This window comes from Caballeronia novacaledonica, assembly GCF_900258035.1.
Lineage (GTDB): Bacteria > Pseudomonadota > Gammaproteobacteria > Burkholderiales > Burkholderiaceae > Caballeronia > Caballeronia novacaledonica.
Genome location: NZ_OGTP01000011.1, coordinates 130,283 through 146,207, shown reverse-complemented (window position 1 = coordinate 146,207; position 15,925 = coordinate 130,283). Strand labels below are relative to the sequence as shown.

Genomic DNA, 15,925 nt, shown 5'->3' with positions numbered 1-15,925 from the left:
TCATCGGCGCAAGACGCGCGTTGCCGGCCCGAGGTGTTGCGCGAAGCGCCGCGCGCATTCGATGCCGAACGGGCTCGGCCGCGCGCCGCGATCGTGTACGACATCGAAGCCCATGCGCCATGCCGCGATGCGCTTGCCGTAACAGGTGAGCGTTTCCAGGGACTGCATCACGAAGACGATTTCCGGCAGCGTGTCCGCATACAGCGACTCTGCGTCGTGCTCGCGCCCTTCGGCGAACGCCTGATAAATCGCGACCTGACGATCGTACGCGTCCGGCGCGACGATCAGTCCGTCGCAGCCCGCGCGCAAATTGTCGACGAGTTCCTGTCCGCCGCGCCCGTTGAACACCGCAAGCGTCTGTTCGAGCGCGCGCAAACGTTCGATGGTCGCGCGGATCGTCACGGCCGGGCCTTCGCCTTTGAGCAGACGGAAGTTGGGCCGCTCGGCCGCGAGCGCGGCGATCGAATCGGCGGACAGACCGACGCCGAGATATTCCGGCGCGTTCTGAATGCCCGCGTTCGCGCCGGTGCGTTCGAGCACGGACGCGAAGAACTCGTAGTAGAAGGCCTCGGGCTCGCCGCGCATCGATGGCGGCTGAAGAATGAGCCACGACGCGCCGCGTTCCTGCGCATAGTCGGCGAGCGCGACTTGCCGCTCGACGCTGTCGCCGGTGATCGTGACCGCGAGCGGCACGCGTCCCGCGATGTGCGCGGCGCAGTCGTCGATCATCGTGCGCTTTTCGGCGTCGGACAGACGATTCACTTCGGTTGCGAGACCCAGCGTGACGATGGCGGGCGCGCCCGCCGCAATGGTCGCGTCGATCTGTTTGCGTGTGGCGTCGCGGTCGAGCCGGTTGAGCGCGTCGAAATAGGCATAGAGCACGGGCCACATGCCGGACGGCGGCGTTGCATGTACGGACATCGATCGCCTCCGCTCAATGCGAATCGCGCGGCACGGGCGCGCCGCTCGAACCGACGAGGAAATCGAGGTCCGCGCCCTGATCCGCCTGCAAGACGTGCTCCACATACAGGCGGTAATAGCCGCGCTTCGGCAGCTCGGGCGCCTGCCATGCGGCGCGGCGCTTCGCCAGCTCTTCGTCGGAGACTTCGAGATGCAGACGGCGCGCCGCGACATCGAGTTCGATCATGTCGCCGGTCTGCACGAGCGCGAGCGGTCCGCCCGCCGCCGCTTCCGGCGAAACATGCAGCACGACCGCGCCGTATGCCGTGCCGCTCATGCGGCCATCGGAAATGCGCACCATGTCGGTGATGCCCTTTTGCAGCACCTTCTTCGGCAGCGGCATGTTGCCGACTTCCGCGAAACCCGGATAACCCTTCGGTCCCGCGCCCTTCAGCACCATGACGCAGTGCTCGTCGATGTCGAGCGAATCGTCGTCGACTTTCGCGTGCAACGCTTCGACGTTCTCGAACACGACCGCGCGCCCGCGATGCTTCAGCAGGGATTGCGTCGCCGCCGATGGCTTGATGACCGCGCCGTTCGGCGCGAGATTGCCCTTCAGCACCGCGATGCCCGCGTGCGGCTTGAACGGCTGTTCGAACGTGGTGATGACCTTCTCGTCGTAGTTCGGCGCTTCGCTCACGTTGTCCCAGATCGCGCGGCCGTTCACCGTGAGCGCATCGCGATGCAGCAAGCCTTGTTCGCCGAGCTGACGCAGCACCGCGGGCAAGCCGCCCGCGTAATAGAAGTCTTCCATCAGATACTCGCCCGATGGTTGCAGGTTCACGAGACACGGCACCTCGGAGCCGAGCTCCCAGTCTTCGAGCTTAAGTTCCACGCCGATACGCTTCGCCAGCGCGATCAGATGCACGACCGCATTCGTCGATCCGCCGATGGCCGCGTTCGTGCGGATCGCGTTCTCGAAAGCCTCGCGCGTGAGGATCTTGTCCATCGTGAGATCCTCTTTGACCATGTCGACGATGCGCCGTCCCGCCATATGCGCGAGCACCTGACGGCGCGCGTCGACGGCGGGAATCGCGGCGTTGTGCGGCAGGCCCATGCCGAGCGCTTCGACCATCGACGCCATGGTCGATGCGGTGCCCATCGTCATGCAATGGCCGCGCGAGCGGTTCATGCACGACTCGGCTTCGACGAACGCTTCCTGCGTCATCTTGCCCGCGCGCACTTCCTCCGACATCTGCCAGACGCCCGTGCCCGAGCCGATCGTGCCGCCGCGAAAGCGCCCGTTCAACATCGGCCCGCCCGATACCGCGAGCGCGGGCAGATTGCACGACGCCGCGCCCATCAGCAGCGCGGGCGTGGTCTTGTCGCAGCCGACGAGCAGAATGACGCCGTCGATAGGATTGCCGCGAATCGACTCTTCGACGTCCATCGACGCGAGATTGCGGAACAGCATGGCCGTGGGCCGCAGATTCGATTCGCCGAGCGACATCACGGGAAATTCGAGCGGCAGCCCGCCCGCTTCGCGCACGCCGCGCTTCACGTATTCGGCGAGCTCGCGGAAATGCGCGTTGCAGGGCGTGAGTTCCGACCACGTATTGCAGATGCCGATGACCGGCCGGCCATCGAACTGATCGTGAGGAATGCCCTGATTTTTCATCCACGAGCGGTGAATGAAGGCGTCTTTGTCGTTGCCGCCGAACCAGCTTTGCGAGCGGAGTCTGCGCATGGATGTCCCCTTCTATCGCGCGTTCTTCATAGTGTGGGATCCAGTGAAAAAAGGCCGCGTGGGCGGCCTTTCGAAACCCGGATACGTCGAGTTATACACCTCGCTTCGCATCCGGCGCGCGCGAATCGCAAGATTTCGACGATCAGTCGAGCGCTTCCTTCGCTCTGTCGCGCATGCACGCCACGGCGATCACGGACAGCACGCCGCAGCCGATCACGTACCACGCGGGCGCCATCACGCTCTTCGTGATGACGATCAGCGACGTCACGAAAAACTGCGCAAAGCCGCCGAAGATCGCGACGCCGAGACTGTAGACGATCGCCGCGCCCGTCGCCCGCACCGAACGCGGGAACAGTTCGCCGAGCATCGCGCCGGTCGGGCCGACATTGAGCGAATGCACGATCGAAAGCACCGTGACGACCGCGAGCAGCGTGCCGGCCGTCGGCGATTTATTCAGGATGACGAAGGCCGGCCAGATCGCGAGCATGAGCAGAATGCGCGTCGTCTGCGCGAGCTTGTTGCGGCCGATTCGATCCGACAGATAGCCGCCGATCGGCGCGACGACGAAGAGAATCGCACCCGATACGCAGCCGGAGAGCATTGCCGTCCAGCCCGGCAGGCCGAGCGTCTTCACGCCGTAGATCGACAGATAGAACACGATGATGAAGTGCGCCGACGTGCCGCCGATCGTGAGACCGAGGCCGTTGAGCACCGCGCGGCCATGCTCGCGCAGCACGGTGACGAGCGGCAGCTTCGGCGCTTTCGGCGCTTTCGGCGCGGCTTCGATGGATTCGCGCGGCGCTTCTTCCATCGTGCGGCGCAGCCACCAGCCGACCGGCACGATCGCGGTGCCGACGACGAACGGCACGCGCCAGCCCCAGCTTTCGAGTTGCGACGCCGAGAGCGTCGCCGTCAGCGCGACGCCCGTCAGCGCGCCCGCGAGCGCCGAGAGTCCCTGGCTCGCGAACTGCCACGAAGCGTAGAAACCGCGTCGATTCGACGGCGCCTGTTCGAGCAGAAGCGTGGTCGATGCGCCCACTTCGCCGCCCGCCGAAAAGCCCTGAATCAGGCGCGCGATCACGAGAATCACCGGCGCCGCGATACCGACCTGCGCGAACGTCGGCGCGGCGGCGATCATCGCGGTGCCGAGCGCCATCAGGCCGAGCGTGAGCAGCATCGCCTTCTTGCGGCCGGCGCGGTCGGCGTACATGCCGATTAGCAGGCCGCCCACGGGCCGCGTAAAAAACCCGACGCCGAAGCTCGCGACCGCGAGCAGCAACTGGCCGACCGGATCGTTCACCGGAAAGAACACCTTGCCGATGACGAGCGCAAAGAACGCATAGACGGTGAAGTCGTAGAACTCGAGCGCGTTGCCGACGGCCGCCGCCATGACGAGCCGCGTGCGCGCTGCGCGGCTCGTCTTCGTCGATGCATTCGCCGGCGCGCTGGCGAGGGTGGGTGCGTTCATGATGTGCTCCGAAGGGATCAGTCGGCGAGCCAGGCTTCGGCCAGGCGCACCCAGTAGCTCGCACCGATCGCGAGGATGTCGTCGTTGAAATCGTAGGCCGGGTTGTGGACCATGCAGCCGCCCTTCGAGCCGACGCCGTTGCCGATCCACGCATACGTGCCCGGACAGGCTTCGAGCATGAACGCGAAGTCCTCGCTGCCCATCAGCGGCCGCGCGGCAGGTTCGACGCGTTGCGCGCCGAGCATTTTCGTCGCGACATCGGTGGCGAAGGCGGTCGGTCCGGCGTGATTCACGAGCACCGGATAGCCGAGTTCGTAATCGATCTCGGCCGTGCAGCCGAACGCGAGCGCCTGCGCGTTCGCGAGCGCCGTGATGCGTTCCTGGAGCTGCTTGCGCACGTTGGCGTCGAGTGCGCGCACCGAGAGCTTCATCAGCGCGGTCTCGGGGATCACGTTGCACGCCTCGCCCGCCTGCACGCTGCCGACGGTGACGACGGCGGGCTTTTGCGCATCCACTTCGCGCGCGACGATGCTGTTGAGCCCGAGCATGATCGACGCGACGGCGGGCATCGGATCGCACGCGACGTGCGGCATCGCGCCGTGACCGCCGACGCCGCGCACCGTGATGTTCACGCGGTCCGACGAGGCCATGCCCGGGCCCGGCGTGAAGAACATGTCGCCCGCGGGCAGGCCGGGCATGTTGTGCAGGCCGAACACGGCATCGCACGGAAACTTTTCGAAGAGGCCGTCTTCGATCATCGCGCGGGCGCCCGCCTCGCCTTCCTCGGCGGGCTGGAAGATCACGATCAGCGTGCCCGAGAACTGGCGGCTCTCGGCGAGATAGCGCGCGGCGCACAGCAACATGGCGGTGTGGCCGTCGTGGCCGCATGCGTGCATCGTGCGCGCGTGCTTGCTGGTGTACGGCAGGCCGGTCGCTTCCTCGATCGGCAATGCGTCCATGTCCGCGCGCAGGCCGATGCGCTTGCCGCCCGCGCCCTCCGTCAAGACGCCGACGACGCCCGTCTTGCCCAACCCGCGATGCACTTCGTAGCCCCATTGCGCGAGCAATCCGGCGACGAGATCGCTCGTCTGCGTCTCTTCATACGCAAGTTCGGGATGCGCGTGAATGCGCCGGCGCACATCGACGAATTCCGGTGCGATGGCGGCAATGCCGGGGATGACGGGCTCGACTGACAGCATGTGACACTCCTTGCTCGATGCGAAATCAACGTGGTCCAAGCATATAAAGCCTAAAAGCAAACCAAAAGACGGTAAATTTATTGCGTGAATACGATTAGTTGTCGGTGCTAACCCTTAGGTGTCGCCCATGAGCATGAAGATCCACCAGTTGCGCGCGTTTCTGACGACGGCCGAGCAAGGCAGCATCCGCGCGGCGGCACGCGCGCTTCATTTGTCGCAGGCGGCGCTGACGAAAGCGATCAAGGAACTGGAGCAGGATCTCGGCGTGCCGCTCGTTCTGCGCACCGCACGCGGCGTGCAGTTGACCGCGTTCGGGCAGCAGTTGCGCGTGCGCGCGCATCTCATCCTGAGCGAAGTGCGCCGCGCCGAAGACGACATCATGCAGATGAACGGCGCGGGTGCGGGAAGCGTGAGCGCGGCGGTCACGCCGACGGCTGCGTTATCGATACTGCCGCAGGCTTATCGCGCGTTCCGCCGGCAAATGCCGAACGCGCGCGTGAGTTTCATCGAAGGCTTTCCGGGCGTCGCGATGCCGCGTTTGCGCGACGGCTCGCTCGACTTCGTCGTCGCGGTCGTGGTGCCCGAGCATCTCGCGCCGGAGTTCGATCACATCGAACTGTATGAGAGCCGCTCGGCCATTGTCGGACGCGCGGATCATCCGTTGCGGCACTGCACGTCGCTGGCGGAACTGTCGGATGCCGAATGGTTGCTGAATCCGTCGCCGGAAAGTTCGACGCAGGCGCTGCTCAATTCGTATGCCGAGCGCGGCCTGGCGGTGCCGAATCGCGTGATCGAGTGTCCGAGTTTCATCATCGCGCATGGCTTGTTGCGCGGATCGGATGTGCTGGCCGCGCTGCCCGCCGCATTGCTCGAACATCCGTGGGTCAGCGAAGGGCTTGCCATTTTCCCGATCGCGGATCCGTTGCCGGCGGTGTCGGTGAGAGTCGTGACGCGGCGGGATAGTCCGTTGACGCCCGCCGCGACCGTGTTCCTGGAATGCCTGCAGCATGCGGCGCGTTCGCTTTGACGGGCGACTTGATTTAGTTCGGATTCCCTAGAATTTCACTCTGAGCATGAAACCGAGCGTGAAGGGAAGATCGCTCGAAGGAATCGGCGGAATCAGGATGATGTTCGCGCCGACGTGCTTGTATTCGAGCATGATGAGCGGCGCGGCCACGGGACCGACCGTATGGTTATGCCCGATGCCGTAGCTGCCGTAGTCATAGCCGGAAATGAGACCGGCCATCACCGCGAGCCTGATGTAGTTCCAGTGAAGAAAGTCCGGACCCCAGACGCCACCGCCATAAAACGACGGCTTCGAGAGCGAGTTGCGAAAGTAGCCGCCCGTCACCGCCCATTGCGGCGCGACCCAGCATTCCACGCCGATGCCCGGATTGAACTGTTCGAAGTCCTTGTCCGGGTGAAAGTGATGTGAGGCGACCATCGCGTCGAGCCAGAGACCGTCGCCACACCAGCTCGCGTGAGCGGCGGGCGTCCAGGCCGACGCTGCGAGAGCGATGGCCGTCAGCAAGTGCGCGCGAAAGTTTCGGAAACGGGACAGCCCTGTGCGCATGGGTTCTCCGCCGTCGCGCGTCCGCGATGGCGCCTTTTTTTAAGATGAAGGTCGAGGCGAACTCTACCTGATCGCCGCATTTTCGTGTGTGCTGACGAAAAGCGCGTGACGGATTGCGCAGGCTTTTACGATCTCGGCGAAACTTGTCGAAATCTTTCTTGTATTCGAGGCAAAGCGCGATGAACGTTTATAAGCGTCTCGTTCCATTTCTGGCGGCGGCCGCATTGATGGCGTGTACGCCGCTGCAGGTCGTCACGCATCGCGTGTCGTCGAGCGAATCGAGCGTGCCGCCGGGGCGATATCAGCTCGATCCGCATCACTGGAACGTGAGCTTCGACGTCGATCATTTTCACTACTCGCGCTTCGTCATCCGATTCGACAAGACAACGGCACAACTCGACTGGAATGCGGACGGAATGTCCGCAAGCACGGTGCGAGCGACCATCGACGCGTCGAGCGTCAACACCAACGTGCCATTGCTCGATCGCATGTTGAAAGGGCCCGACATGTTCGATGTCGAGCGTTATCCGAGCATCGTCTTTGCCAGCACGGCGTTCCAGCGCACCGGCGATGACAAGGGCGTATTGACTGGCGATCTGACGATACGCGGCACGACGAAGCCGGTCACGCTGAACGTGACTTTCAACGGGCACGCGATCAATCCGCTCACAAAGCAGGAAACGCTGGGCTTTTCGGCCGACGGACATTTCAGCCGCGCGCAGTTCGGATTGACGACGTGGTATCCGGCCGTCGGCGACGATGTGCACGTCGCCATCCAGGCCGAGTTCTCGAAGCCGCCGGCGGATTCTGCTCAATGACGAGCAGCGTATTTCACGCCGTAGTCCAATCCAGCACGACTTTGCCGCTGTTGCCGGAGAGCATCGTGTCGAACGCCTGCTGATAGTCGTCGACAGGAAAGGTGTGCGTGAGGATCGGCGACAAGTCGAGACCGCTTTGCAGCATCGCGACCATCTTGTACCAGGTCTCGAACATCTCCCGTCCGTAAATGCCCTTGATTTCGAGGCCCTTGAAGATCACTTGATTCCAGTCGATCGCGGTCTGCGCCGGCGGAATGCCGAGCAGTGCGATCTTGCCACCGTGATTCATCGATTCGAGCATTGCCGTGAATGCGCTCGGCACGCCGGACATTTCCAGACCGACGTCGAAGCCCTCGGTCATGCCGAGTTCGCTCATCACGTCGCGCAAGTCTTCGTTCGCCACATTGACCGCGCGCGTCGCGCCCATCTTGCGTGCAAGTTCGAGGCGATAGTCGTTGACATCGGTGATGACGACGTTGCGTGCGCCGACATGCCGCGCGATCGCGGCGGCCATCACGCCAATCGGCCCGGCGCCGGTGATCAGCACGTCTTCACCGACGAGATTGAAAGAAAGTGCCGTGTGCGTCGCATTGCCGAACGGATCGAAGATGGCGGCGAGGTCGTCGGAGATATCGGGCGGAATCTTGAATGCGTTGAACGCGGGAATCACGAGAAATTCCGCAAAGGCGCCTTCGCGATTCACCCCGACGCCGACTGTATTGCGGCACAGATGGCGACGGCCCGCGCGACAGTTGCGACAGAAACCGCAGGTGATATGGCCTTCGCCAGACACGCGATCGCCGATGGCGAATCCGCGTACTTCCTGACCCATTTCCACGATTTCGCCGACATACTCGTGACCGACATGCATCGGCACAGGAATCGTCTTCTGCGCCCAGTCGTCCCATTTCCAGATGTGGATGTCGGTGCCGCAAATCGCTGTCTTGCGGATGCGGATGAGAACGTCGTTGTGGCCGACTTCGGGCCGCTTCACGCGCGTCAAGGTGAGGCCGGGTGCGCGTTCGAGTTTGGCGAGGGCTTTCATTACGTTTGATCCTGACGGTTGGTCTTCTGGTTCTGCTTCGAAGGCTGCGGACTCGTGACCCGTGCCTCGTGCTTTATGCGCATAAAGGTCCGCGGCTTGCTCAGCCGATGACGCCGAGCGATCGGCCGACGCGCGCGAACGCATCGACTGCGCGATCGATCTGTTCCGGCGTATGCGCCGCACTCATCTGCGTACGAATGCGTGCGCGTCCCTTGGGTACGACGGGATAGGAGAAGCCAATGACATAGACGCCTTCTTCGAGCAATGCATCGGTCATCTTCGAGGCGAGTTGCGCATCGCCGAGCATGACCGGAATGATCGGATGTTCGCCGGGAACCAGATCGAAGCCCAGCGAGGACATCGCGTGGCGGAAGTGCGCGCCGTTTTCGCGGACGCGACGGCGCAGAGCAGCGCCCTCGTCGCTGTCGAGTAATTCGAGCACTTTCAGCGATGCCGCCGCGATACTCGGCGCCAAAGTATTAGAGAACAAATACGGCCGACTGCGCTGACGCAGCAGATCGATGACTTCCTTGTGCGCGGCGACATATCCGCCCGACGCGCCGCCGAGCGCCTTTCCGAGCGTTCCGGTGATGATGTCCACACGGTCCAGCACGCCGCAGTGCTCCGGCGTGCCCCGCCCGTTTTCCCCGATGAAACCCACTGCGTGCGAATCGTCGACCATGACGAGCGCGCCGTAACGGTCGGCGAGATCGCAAATGCCGGCAAGGTTCGCGATGATGCCGTCCATCGAGAAGACGCCATCGGTCGCGATCAGTTTGAAGCGCGCGCCGGCCGCGTCGGCTTCCTGAAGGCGCGCCTCGAGATCCGCGAGGTCGTTGTTCTTGTAACGCAAGCGCTTCGACTTCGAAAGCCGCACGCCGTCGATGATGCTCGCGTGATTCAACTCGTCGCTGATGATGGCGTCTTCCTCGGTCAACAGCGTCTCGAAAAGGCCGCCGTTCGCGTCGAAGCAACTCGAATAGAGAATCGCGTCGTCGGTGCCGAGGAATTGCGCGACCGCATGTTCGAGTTCCTTGTGCACGGTCTGCGTGCCGCAGATGAACCGCACGGACGCCATGCCGAAGCCATCGGCGTCGAGTCCGGCCTTTGCAGCTTCGACGAGACGGCGATCGTCGGCAAGACCGAGGTAATTGTTCGCGCAGAAGTTCAGTACGCCGGTTCCGTTCGCGAGCCGGATATCCGATGACTGCGGGCTCGCGATAACACGCTCCGTTTTGTAGAAGCCCGCGGCGCGGATCTCGTCCAGCGTCGAACGCAAATGGGAGAGGTATCGGTCTTTCATCGCTATCCTTGTTTTGGCTGATCGTAGCGCCCGGCCCGCACAGTGCGCGCGGGCGGCCCTTGTCCCTGTTATAGTGCATTCACCACATCGGACATGTTCGATATTTCGAACGTTTTTCCGATATACCGAACACTCTACGGGATTGGTCGATTCATGGCAAGCACGAGTGCAGATGGAAAAGCAGGCGATTCGGCGGCGGCAGGTGCAACGCCGCCGCGCGTCGGAGAGATCATTCAACGCCTGCGCAATGAACGAAAGCTGACGCTCGACGATTTATCGCGGGCGGCGGGTGTATCGAAATCGATGCTTTCGGAAATAGAGCGCGACAAGGCCAATCCCACGATTGCGGTCGCCTGGCGACTGACCAACGCGCTCGGCATCAGCCTCGATCAATTGTTCGCGCAGCAAAGGCCCGTCGAAGCGATCCGCGTTGCCGGGCCGCACGAAATACCGACATTGTCCGGCGATAACGGCGGCTACCAGTTACGTGTCTGGGGACCGATAGAACTCGCCGGCAAGTTCGAATGGTACGAACTCACATTGCAATCGGGCGCGGCGCTCACGTCGAATGCTCACGAGCCGGGAACGCGCGAGCATCTCACGGTGCTGAACGGATCGATCGAAGTTAACGCGTCAGGTGCGACGCGTCGGCTGAAAACGGGGGAAACCGCGCGTTACGCAGCAGACGAAGCACACGCGATCCGTAACGTGGGACGCTCGGACGCAAAGGCACTTTTGGTCGTCATTCACGGCTGAGAGGCCGCACCGCCCGGGAACTTTATGCGCGTAAAGTCGCGCGGCGGCAATAGAAAGCGGGACGCACTCCACGCACGTCCCGCTCGAAGTCGCGCCGGCTTCGCGGCGCTGATGTGCTCGCCTTACGGATTCTTCTTTACAGTGTCCTTCAGATCTTCGCGCGCATCGCCCACACCTTTCTGGACCTTGCCCGCCGCTTGTTGCAGATCGCCCTTGGCTTCCTGAGCCGTGTCGCCGGTCATTTTTCCGACACCCTCGTTGATCTTGCCCTTGACCTGCTTGCCGACGCCTTCGACTTGATCCTTGTTCATCTCAGTTCTCCCGTGGTTTGCAGCGCTGTTGGCCGCGCAGTGCCGTCGAACGAACGCAGTAGCGCTTTCCCGTTCCGCTCAGGCGATTTCCTAAGCATGGTTCAACGATGCGCTTCGTCCGCCGGCGCGCATAGCGGCGCATGTCTGAAACGCACGTAGGCGGAATCGCACATACACCCGGGTCGAGTAGCGCGACGCTATTTTCATTGCAACAAGTACTGTATGTTTATACAGTATAATAAGACCAGTTGGAGAAGGGGGTGAATCATGGATTCGAATGGCGAAAACCTGAGCAGGAGACAGTTTGCCCGCGCGGTGCGTGACTTGGAGCGGATCACGCGTCAGATCGCGGGACGTTACATCGACAAGGGCGTGCCGTTGACGTGGCGGCTATTGCACGCAATCGAGGCCGAGGCTGTGGCGGACCTTGGCTTTGCCGGACGGCACGAGGCCGCGTTGCGCGAACTGTTCGCGCGTCCCGATGACTTCCATTTCCCCGAGACTGACGATGTAGTCGACGTCGCATCGTCCGACGCCTTGCCCGCCGTTTTCGGTTTCGCCGTGGACGCTTACGAGCGCGCGGCGCGACAGCGACAAGCGCAGGCCGTCATCGCCGCGCATTAGCGCGCACCCGTCCGGCACGCGGCAAGGCTCGCGTGCCCTGGTTCAACTCACCCCGCATCGAGCAGCTTCAGGGCCAAGGTCAGCCAACGTATCCGCATCGGAACGCCTCGTCTTCGTTTGCCACTTCGCGTGTGCGCGGGCGATTGCCCAACTGCAAGCGTGGCAGATTCGCGAATCGTGTCGTCGCTGAAGGGTTTGCGCGCCCCGCGACGTGTGCTCACGCGCGGCGTTCCCGACAGGATTACCGGGCCATCGCTCACTCACTTTGCTCCTGAACACCGAACCGCACGCGCGGCAAGACAGTGATTGACACTTTGGCGAACACCTCCGCTTGACGTCCAGCGCTCGAAGCCCGACCCTGTGCGCAGTGCAATACAGTGCGCAATGCGCCTATCGACACCATGCCGAACACTTCCGATCTCTTCGATCAACAGCGCGCCGACTGGCAGGCCGATCCTCATGCCGCATTCGATGCGTGGCTCGCCCAACAATCGTTCCGGGCGTCGTCGGCCGATGTGTATCGCGCGCAGTGGGGCAACTTTCTGGAGTGGCTGGCCGCGAAGCGCGCGACGCTGCATACGGTGCAACGTCCAGTCATCGAACAATTCGTGGCGCAACTCGACATCCGCCGTCCGCAACGCATGCGCTATCTGAGACTGATCGAGCGCGTGCTGGATCATGTGCGCGAAGTGGAATCGGCGGCGACGAACCCGGCCCGGTTCATCGCCCAGGATGGCGACGCCGCGTGGCGCAAGGCGCGCGACAACGAGCCGACCGGATTTCTCACACACGACGAGCGCACGCTGCTCGTCGCGCACCTGTTTTCACCGATGGGCGCTCTGCCGGCCGGACAGCGCTGGCGCGAGCGGCGCGACCGGGCACTGGTCGCCGTATTTCTGGGCGGAGGCGTGAAGACGGGCGAGGCGGCGCAGTTGACCGTCGAGTGCTACGCGGCGGGCGCGCCGTATATTACCGTCGATGCGTCGAATCCGCTGCTGATCCGGCAGGCGCGGCTCGCGCCGTTCGCCGTCGAATTGCTCGACAACTGGATCAGCGAGCGCAAGACGGCCGAGCTCGCGGGCGATTTGCTGTTCCCGGCGGCGCCGTCCGGGCGCTCCATGCACAAAGCCACGATGCTGCGCGCGATCGACGCGGTCGTGGCCGCGTCGGGCATCGCCGAATCACGCGTCGCGCGGGCCAGTCCGCAGACGTTGCGCAACACGTACGCAGCCGAACACTTCGAGAACGGAACGGATCCTGACCGCGTCGGTCAGTGGCTCGGATTTCAGCAGACGATCTCCGTCCATCGGCTGCTTCGCGCGTGGCAGGAATGGATGGGTGAGCAAATACGGGAGCGGGATATCGCTCAGGCGCGCGCCGATGGCACTCCGGACGCGGATTTGCCCGGACTTGCCGACGATCCCGAAAACTCTCACCTTTGACGAGCGATCAGGATGCGTTGACGCGCGCCGACCGGATGAAACCGTCGGCCGCCGCGATCTTGGATGACGCCTCGCCCGATGTCCGCTCGCAATTTGGGCAGGAGAGCTCGTATTCGTCTTCGTGGCGCTGAAGTTCCGGTTCGCCGGTCTCGCACGCCGGACAGGCGGCGGGCGCGACGACATGCGCATCCACTTGGGTTCCCAAACTGGCGATTTCGGTGGCGCTCAGACGGCCCTCGGTCACCAGCGACGCGATCAACGCGCCGACTTCGGCGCTGGCACCGGACTGGACGCGCTGGGCGTCGCGCTCGAGAACAAGGGCATCGATTTCGTCGGACTGCGCCCGCACTTGGGATTCGAGCCGGTCGGCGCGCGTCCTTGCGGCGCTAAGTTGTTGAATGAAATCGAATTCTTTCTGACTCGCCTCGCGCGAGACCGCCTGATGGGTGGCGGCCATGCCGCGCAAGGAATCTAGCTCGACCAGCATCGGGTGAACGCGTCGCTCGGCTTCCTTGATCGCGTCTTTGATCTGCTGCGCGTAGTGCTCCGTTTTGTGGCGAAGTTCGCCCTGAAGTTCATCGACACGGTCGCGCAGACGCCCGGACGACTCTTGTTCCCGCCGCAGTCGCTCCGACAGCGTCTCGTTTTCCTTTTCCCAACGCGCGATGACTTCGCGCAAGCCTGATTGAGCGCCGGATTTCTGATCTCGCAGTACCTTCAGGTCGGCTTCCAAAGCGGCGATTTGGGCGGCGTTTGCCTCGGCGCGCGCCTCGGCTCGCTGATGAGCTTGCTCGATCGCCTCTCGCCGACTGTTGGCGTCGCGCACCTGCGCCTGCGCGGCCTGGACGGCGGCGTCGAGACGAGCTTTGTCGTCGTCGAGGGTCGAAAGCGCGAGTTTTTGGGCCTCGTCATAAAGCGCCGCTAGGAGTTCGCCGGCGCGTTGCTGGAGCGACTCCGGCATCGCCCCGGCGTCGATGCGCACGCGCAGCGCCGAACGCAAACCGGCCCAGAAGGCTTCGATATCTTTGGGAATATCGCTCGCGCTGCCCGTTTGGGTGAGTTCGCGGACGGTTGCGACCGAAGGTCGGATTCCGAGGTCGAAAAAAAGTCGCTTGCACGCGTGTTGCGAGAGATCTTGGCGACGGGCGCCTTCGGCTCGCATCGCTTCGATTTCTTGGCGCAGTGTGTCGCGGGTGTGCTGATTCATAGGGCTAGTTGGCTGCTCTCAACATCGCGATCATAACGCTTTACGTGTTGAACGTTACCAATTTCGTCGACTGACACACGTTGACCTCGCTCCTGGATCGGTTGCTGCGTTTGAGCCAATTCAACCTACTCGCGGTGGGGCTTTCTGTGAAACATCCTGAGATTGTCCCTACAACTGCCTGAATTATCGACGATTTTAGCCCGATCGACACTTTCTGCTGTTGTTTCACGCGATTTGGATGGTGCTCTGGTCGCTAATGGCTCGGTTGTCTTTGAGAGTATTAGAAGTAAACACCCTTGAACCCTTGTTAACCCTGTTAACGCCAAGGCAAAGCCTTATGCAGTAAGGCTTTGCGGGTGGCCGGGTGAGAGCATACGGGAACTATGGTGAAACTCTCCGGGAGCGATCGGTGGCGGGCTTCGGGATGCTCGGTGAGTACTCGCGGGAAGGAACGTGAGCGGGTTCGGGAAAGGACGAAAACGTGAAGGTGAGCGAATTCGGGGGATCAAGCCGCGACAACCCCGATAGCTCGGGACAGAGTCGCGTTGATTCGTTGTTAAGGGGTGATAGTTTGCAGGAGTTCCGACGAAGCACGGTAAACGGCGTGGAATCGGTAATTTATGCCTATAGGTGAGCACTTTCAGGGAAGAAGTGGAGCAGAAGGTGAGTCTTTTCAGGTGTGCCGCCGTTTTCGAGTCCAAATTTTGCTCCGTTATGGCGAAAGGTGAGCGTTTGCGGGAGTGACTACAGAACTATCGTCGCCGCCGTCCCTCAAATTTGGCCGGTTGACTCGATTTCTCTGAGTTTTGAGTGCCAAAGGTGAGTGTTTCCAGGAGAGGATTGGGCGACTCCCTCGCTTCATTGCCCTGCTGTGTCGGCTCGCAAGGTGAGGAAATGCAGGATGCGGCTTGCTGATTCGAAACCGAAACCGAGGGAAATCTCGAGCGTCATCGCAAAAAAGTCAATAAAATCAACAGTCTAGAACAATGCCGACGCTTCCGAAGCACGGTATGGTGAGGAGATCCGGGAGTGATGCGCAGCGTCTGCATATCTCATGGTGTATCGACCGGTGAGAATTTGCGGGAGCCCAACGCGTTCATATCTTTGTGAAGAAAGTGACATAAGTGCCCGGATCTGCGCATTTTCTCGATGACCGCGCTCAAAGGTGAGTCTTTGCGGGAGCAGAAAACTGGACCTTTAAGATCCATGGCGGAGTATCGAATCTCGGCTGAGGTGAGAACCTTCGGGAGAGGATGTGCGCTGAATCTAGATACGACGGGCCCGCCCTGCGGGGAAGCGCTCTTCGAAGGTGAGGCTATTCGGGACACACCGCTGACTCGATCTATGAGTGAGACCTTTTATCGCAGGAAATGCACCTCAACCGCCGCGAGTTATGTGCAACAAACCTGCGCAGCGCCGTCTGTGTCACACGTACCACAGTCGGGAAAGCACCTAAAAATTTTCAGGTGAGTGTTTTCGGGACCCCTGTCGAGGCTTTGCAGAGAGGCGTCGAAAATGCTGTATTGCGTTTA

The 15,925-nt window shown here is 62.4% G+C and carries 14 protein-coding genes; 5 read left to right on the top strand and 9 right to left on the bottom strand.

Annotated elements, in window-relative coordinates; translation table 11 throughout:
- The 4 genes from NOV72_RS17535 to NOV72_RS17520 all read right to left on the bottom strand — a co-directional run bounded on the left by NOV72_RS17535 (position 1) and on the right by NOV72_RS17520 (position 5,314).
- Positions 1-921, bottom strand: a complete 921-nt coding sequence (locus tag NOV72_RS17535; protein ID WP_181291087.1) for a dihydrodipicolinate synthase family protein — start codon at positions 919-921, stop codon at positions 1-3.
- 13 nt (positions 922-934) lie between these two features.
- Complete coding sequence (locus NOV72_RS17530) at positions 935-2,647, bottom strand: IlvD/Edd family dehydratase (protein WP_106855868.1); 1,713 nt, start codon at positions 2,645-2,647, stop codon at positions 935-937.
- A 142-nt stretch (positions 2,648-2,789) separates the two neighbouring features.
- Positions 2,790-4,115: an MFS transporter gene (locus NOV72_RS17525; RefSeq protein ID WP_106855867.1), complete on the bottom strand. Its 1,326-nt coding sequence runs from the start codon at positions 4,113-4,115 to the stop codon at positions 2,790-2,792.
- A gap of 17 nt (positions 4,116-4,132) precedes the next feature.
- Positions 4,133-5,314, bottom strand: coding sequence for a M20 aminoacylase family protein (locus NOV72_RS17520; RefSeq protein WP_106855866.1), 1,182 nt, complete (start codon positions 5,312-5,314; stop codon positions 4,133-4,135).
- 133 nt (positions 5,315-5,447) lie between these two features.
- Here NOV72_RS17520 and NOV72_RS17515 point away from each other — a divergent pair, with 133 nt between their 5' ends.
- The gene (locus NOV72_RS17515; protein WP_106855900.1) at positions 5,448-6,341 is read left to right on the top strand and encodes a LysR substrate-binding domain-containing protein; all 894 of its coding nucleotides are present in this window, start codon (positions 5,448-5,450) and stop codon (positions 6,339-6,341) included.
- A 27-nt stretch (positions 6,342-6,368) separates the two neighbouring features.
- Here NOV72_RS17515 and NOV72_RS17510 read toward each other — a convergent pair whose 3' ends face one another.
- Positions 6,369-6,887 (bottom strand): hypothetical protein, encoded by a 519-nt coding sequence (locus NOV72_RS17510; RefSeq protein WP_106855865.1) that lies wholly within the window; start codon positions 6,885-6,887, stop codon positions 6,369-6,371.
- Between the two features lie 179 nt (positions 6,888-7,066).
- On the opposite strand from NOV72_RS17510, the gene NOV72_RS17505 reads away from it, so the two are divergent.
- On the top strand, positions 7,067-7,705 hold the full coding sequence (locus NOV72_RS17505) for a YceI family protein (RefSeq protein WP_106855864.1): 639 nt from the start codon (positions 7,067-7,069) through the stop codon (positions 7,703-7,705).
- 13 nt (positions 7,706-7,718) lie between these two features.
- On the opposite strand, the gene tdh is transcribed toward NOV72_RS17505, so the two are convergent.
- Together tdh and NOV72_RS17495 are read right to left on the bottom strand one after the other, a co-directional pair.
- A complete protein-coding gene (gene tdh, locus NOV72_RS17500) occupies positions 7,719-8,750 on the bottom strand; it encodes an L-threonine 3-dehydrogenase (protein WP_106855863.1) in 1,032 nt (343 codons plus the stop codon).
- Positions 8,751-8,850: 100 nt separating this feature from the next.
- Positions 8,851-10,053: a glycine C-acetyltransferase gene (locus NOV72_RS17495; RefSeq protein ID WP_106855862.1), complete on the bottom strand. Its 1,203-nt coding sequence runs from the start codon at positions 10,051-10,053 to the stop codon at positions 8,851-8,853.
- Between the two features lie 153 nt (positions 10,054-10,206).
- Between NOV72_RS17495 and NOV72_RS17490 the strand changes: the two genes are divergently transcribed.
- On the top strand, positions 10,207-10,809 hold the full coding sequence (locus NOV72_RS17490; protein WP_106855861.1) for a helix-turn-helix domain-containing protein: 603 nt from the start codon (positions 10,207-10,209) through the stop codon (positions 10,807-10,809).
- 122 nt (positions 10,810-10,931) lie between these two features.
- Here NOV72_RS17490 and NOV72_RS17485 read toward each other — a convergent pair whose 3' ends face one another.
- A complete protein-coding gene (locus tag NOV72_RS17485; RefSeq protein ID WP_106855860.1) occupies positions 10,932-11,120 on the bottom strand; it encodes a CsbD family protein in 189 nt (62 codons plus the stop codon).
- 267 nt (positions 11,121-11,387) lie between these two features.
- Here NOV72_RS17485 and NOV72_RS17480 point away from each other — a divergent pair, with 267 nt between their 5' ends.
- A complete protein-coding gene (locus tag NOV72_RS17480; RefSeq protein WP_106855859.1) occupies positions 11,388-11,744 on the top strand; it encodes a DUF2471 family protein in 357 nt (118 codons plus the stop codon).
- A gap of 401 nt (positions 11,745-12,145) precedes the next feature.
- Positions 12,146-13,186 (top strand): tyrosine-type recombinase/integrase, encoded by a 1,041-nt coding sequence (locus NOV72_RS17475; protein WP_106855858.1) that lies wholly within the window; start codon positions 12,146-12,148, stop codon positions 13,184-13,186.
- Between the two features lie 7 nt (positions 13,187-13,193).
- Here NOV72_RS17475 and NOV72_RS17470 read toward each other — a convergent pair whose 3' ends face one another.
- On the bottom strand, positions 13,194-14,393 hold the full coding sequence (locus NOV72_RS17470) for a DNA-binding protein (protein WP_106855857.1): 1,200 nt from the start codon (positions 14,391-14,393) through the stop codon (positions 13,194-13,196).
- Positions 14,394-15,925: the final 1,532 nt, after the last annotated feature.

Excerpts from the sequence above, each read along its gene's own strand:
- NOV72_RS17535 (WP_181291087.1), bottom strand. The coding sequence starts at position 921 with ATGTCCGTACATGCAACGCCGCCGTCCGGCATGTGGCCCGTGCTCTAT.
- NOV72_RS17530 (WP_106855868.1), bottom strand. The coding sequence starts at position 2,647 with ATGCGCAGACTCCGCTCGCAAAGCTGGTTCGGCGGCAACGACAAAGAC.
- NOV72_RS17525 (WP_106855867.1), bottom strand. The coding sequence starts at position 4,115 with ATGAACGCACCCACCCTCGCCAGCGCGCCGGCGAATGCATCGACGAAG.
- NOV72_RS17520 (WP_106855866.1), bottom strand. The coding sequence starts at position 5,314 with ATGCTGTCAGTCGAGCCCGTCATCCCCGGCATTGCCGCCATCGCACCG.
- NOV72_RS17515 (WP_106855900.1), top strand. The coding sequence starts at position 5,448 with ATGAAGATCCACCAGTTGCGCGCGTTTCTGACGACGGCCGAGCAAGGC.
- NOV72_RS17510 (WP_106855865.1), bottom strand. The coding sequence starts at position 6,887 with ATGCGCACAGGGCTGTCCCGTTTCCGAAACTTTCGCGCGCACTTGCTG.
- NOV72_RS17505 (WP_106855864.1), top strand. The coding sequence starts at position 7,067 with ATGAACGTTTATAAGCGTCTCGTTCCATTTCTGGCGGCGGCCGCATTG.
- tdh (WP_106855863.1), bottom strand. The coding sequence starts at position 8,750 with ATGAAAGCCCTCGCCAAACTCGAACGCGCACCCGGCCTCACCTTGACG.
- NOV72_RS17495 (WP_106855862.1), bottom strand. The coding sequence starts at position 10,053 with ATGAAAGACCGATACCTCTCCCATTTGCGTTCGACGCTGGACGAGATC.
- NOV72_RS17490 (WP_106855861.1), top strand. The coding sequence starts at position 10,207 with ATGGCAAGCACGAGTGCAGATGGAAAAGCAGGCGATTCGGCGGCGGCA.
- NOV72_RS17485 (WP_106855860.1), bottom strand. The coding sequence starts at position 11,120 with ATGAACAAGGATCAAGTCGAAGGCGTCGGCAAGCAGGTCAAGGGCAAG.
- NOV72_RS17480 (WP_106855859.1), top strand. The coding sequence starts at position 11,388 with ATGGATTCGAATGGCGAAAACCTGAGCAGGAGACAGTTTGCCCGCGCG.
- NOV72_RS17475 (WP_106855858.1), top strand. The coding sequence starts at position 12,146 with ATGCCGAACACTTCCGATCTCTTCGATCAACAGCGCGCCGACTGGCAG.
- NOV72_RS17470 (WP_106855857.1), bottom strand. The coding sequence starts at position 14,393 with ATGAATCAGCACACCCGCGACACACTGCGCCAAGAAATCGAAGCGATG.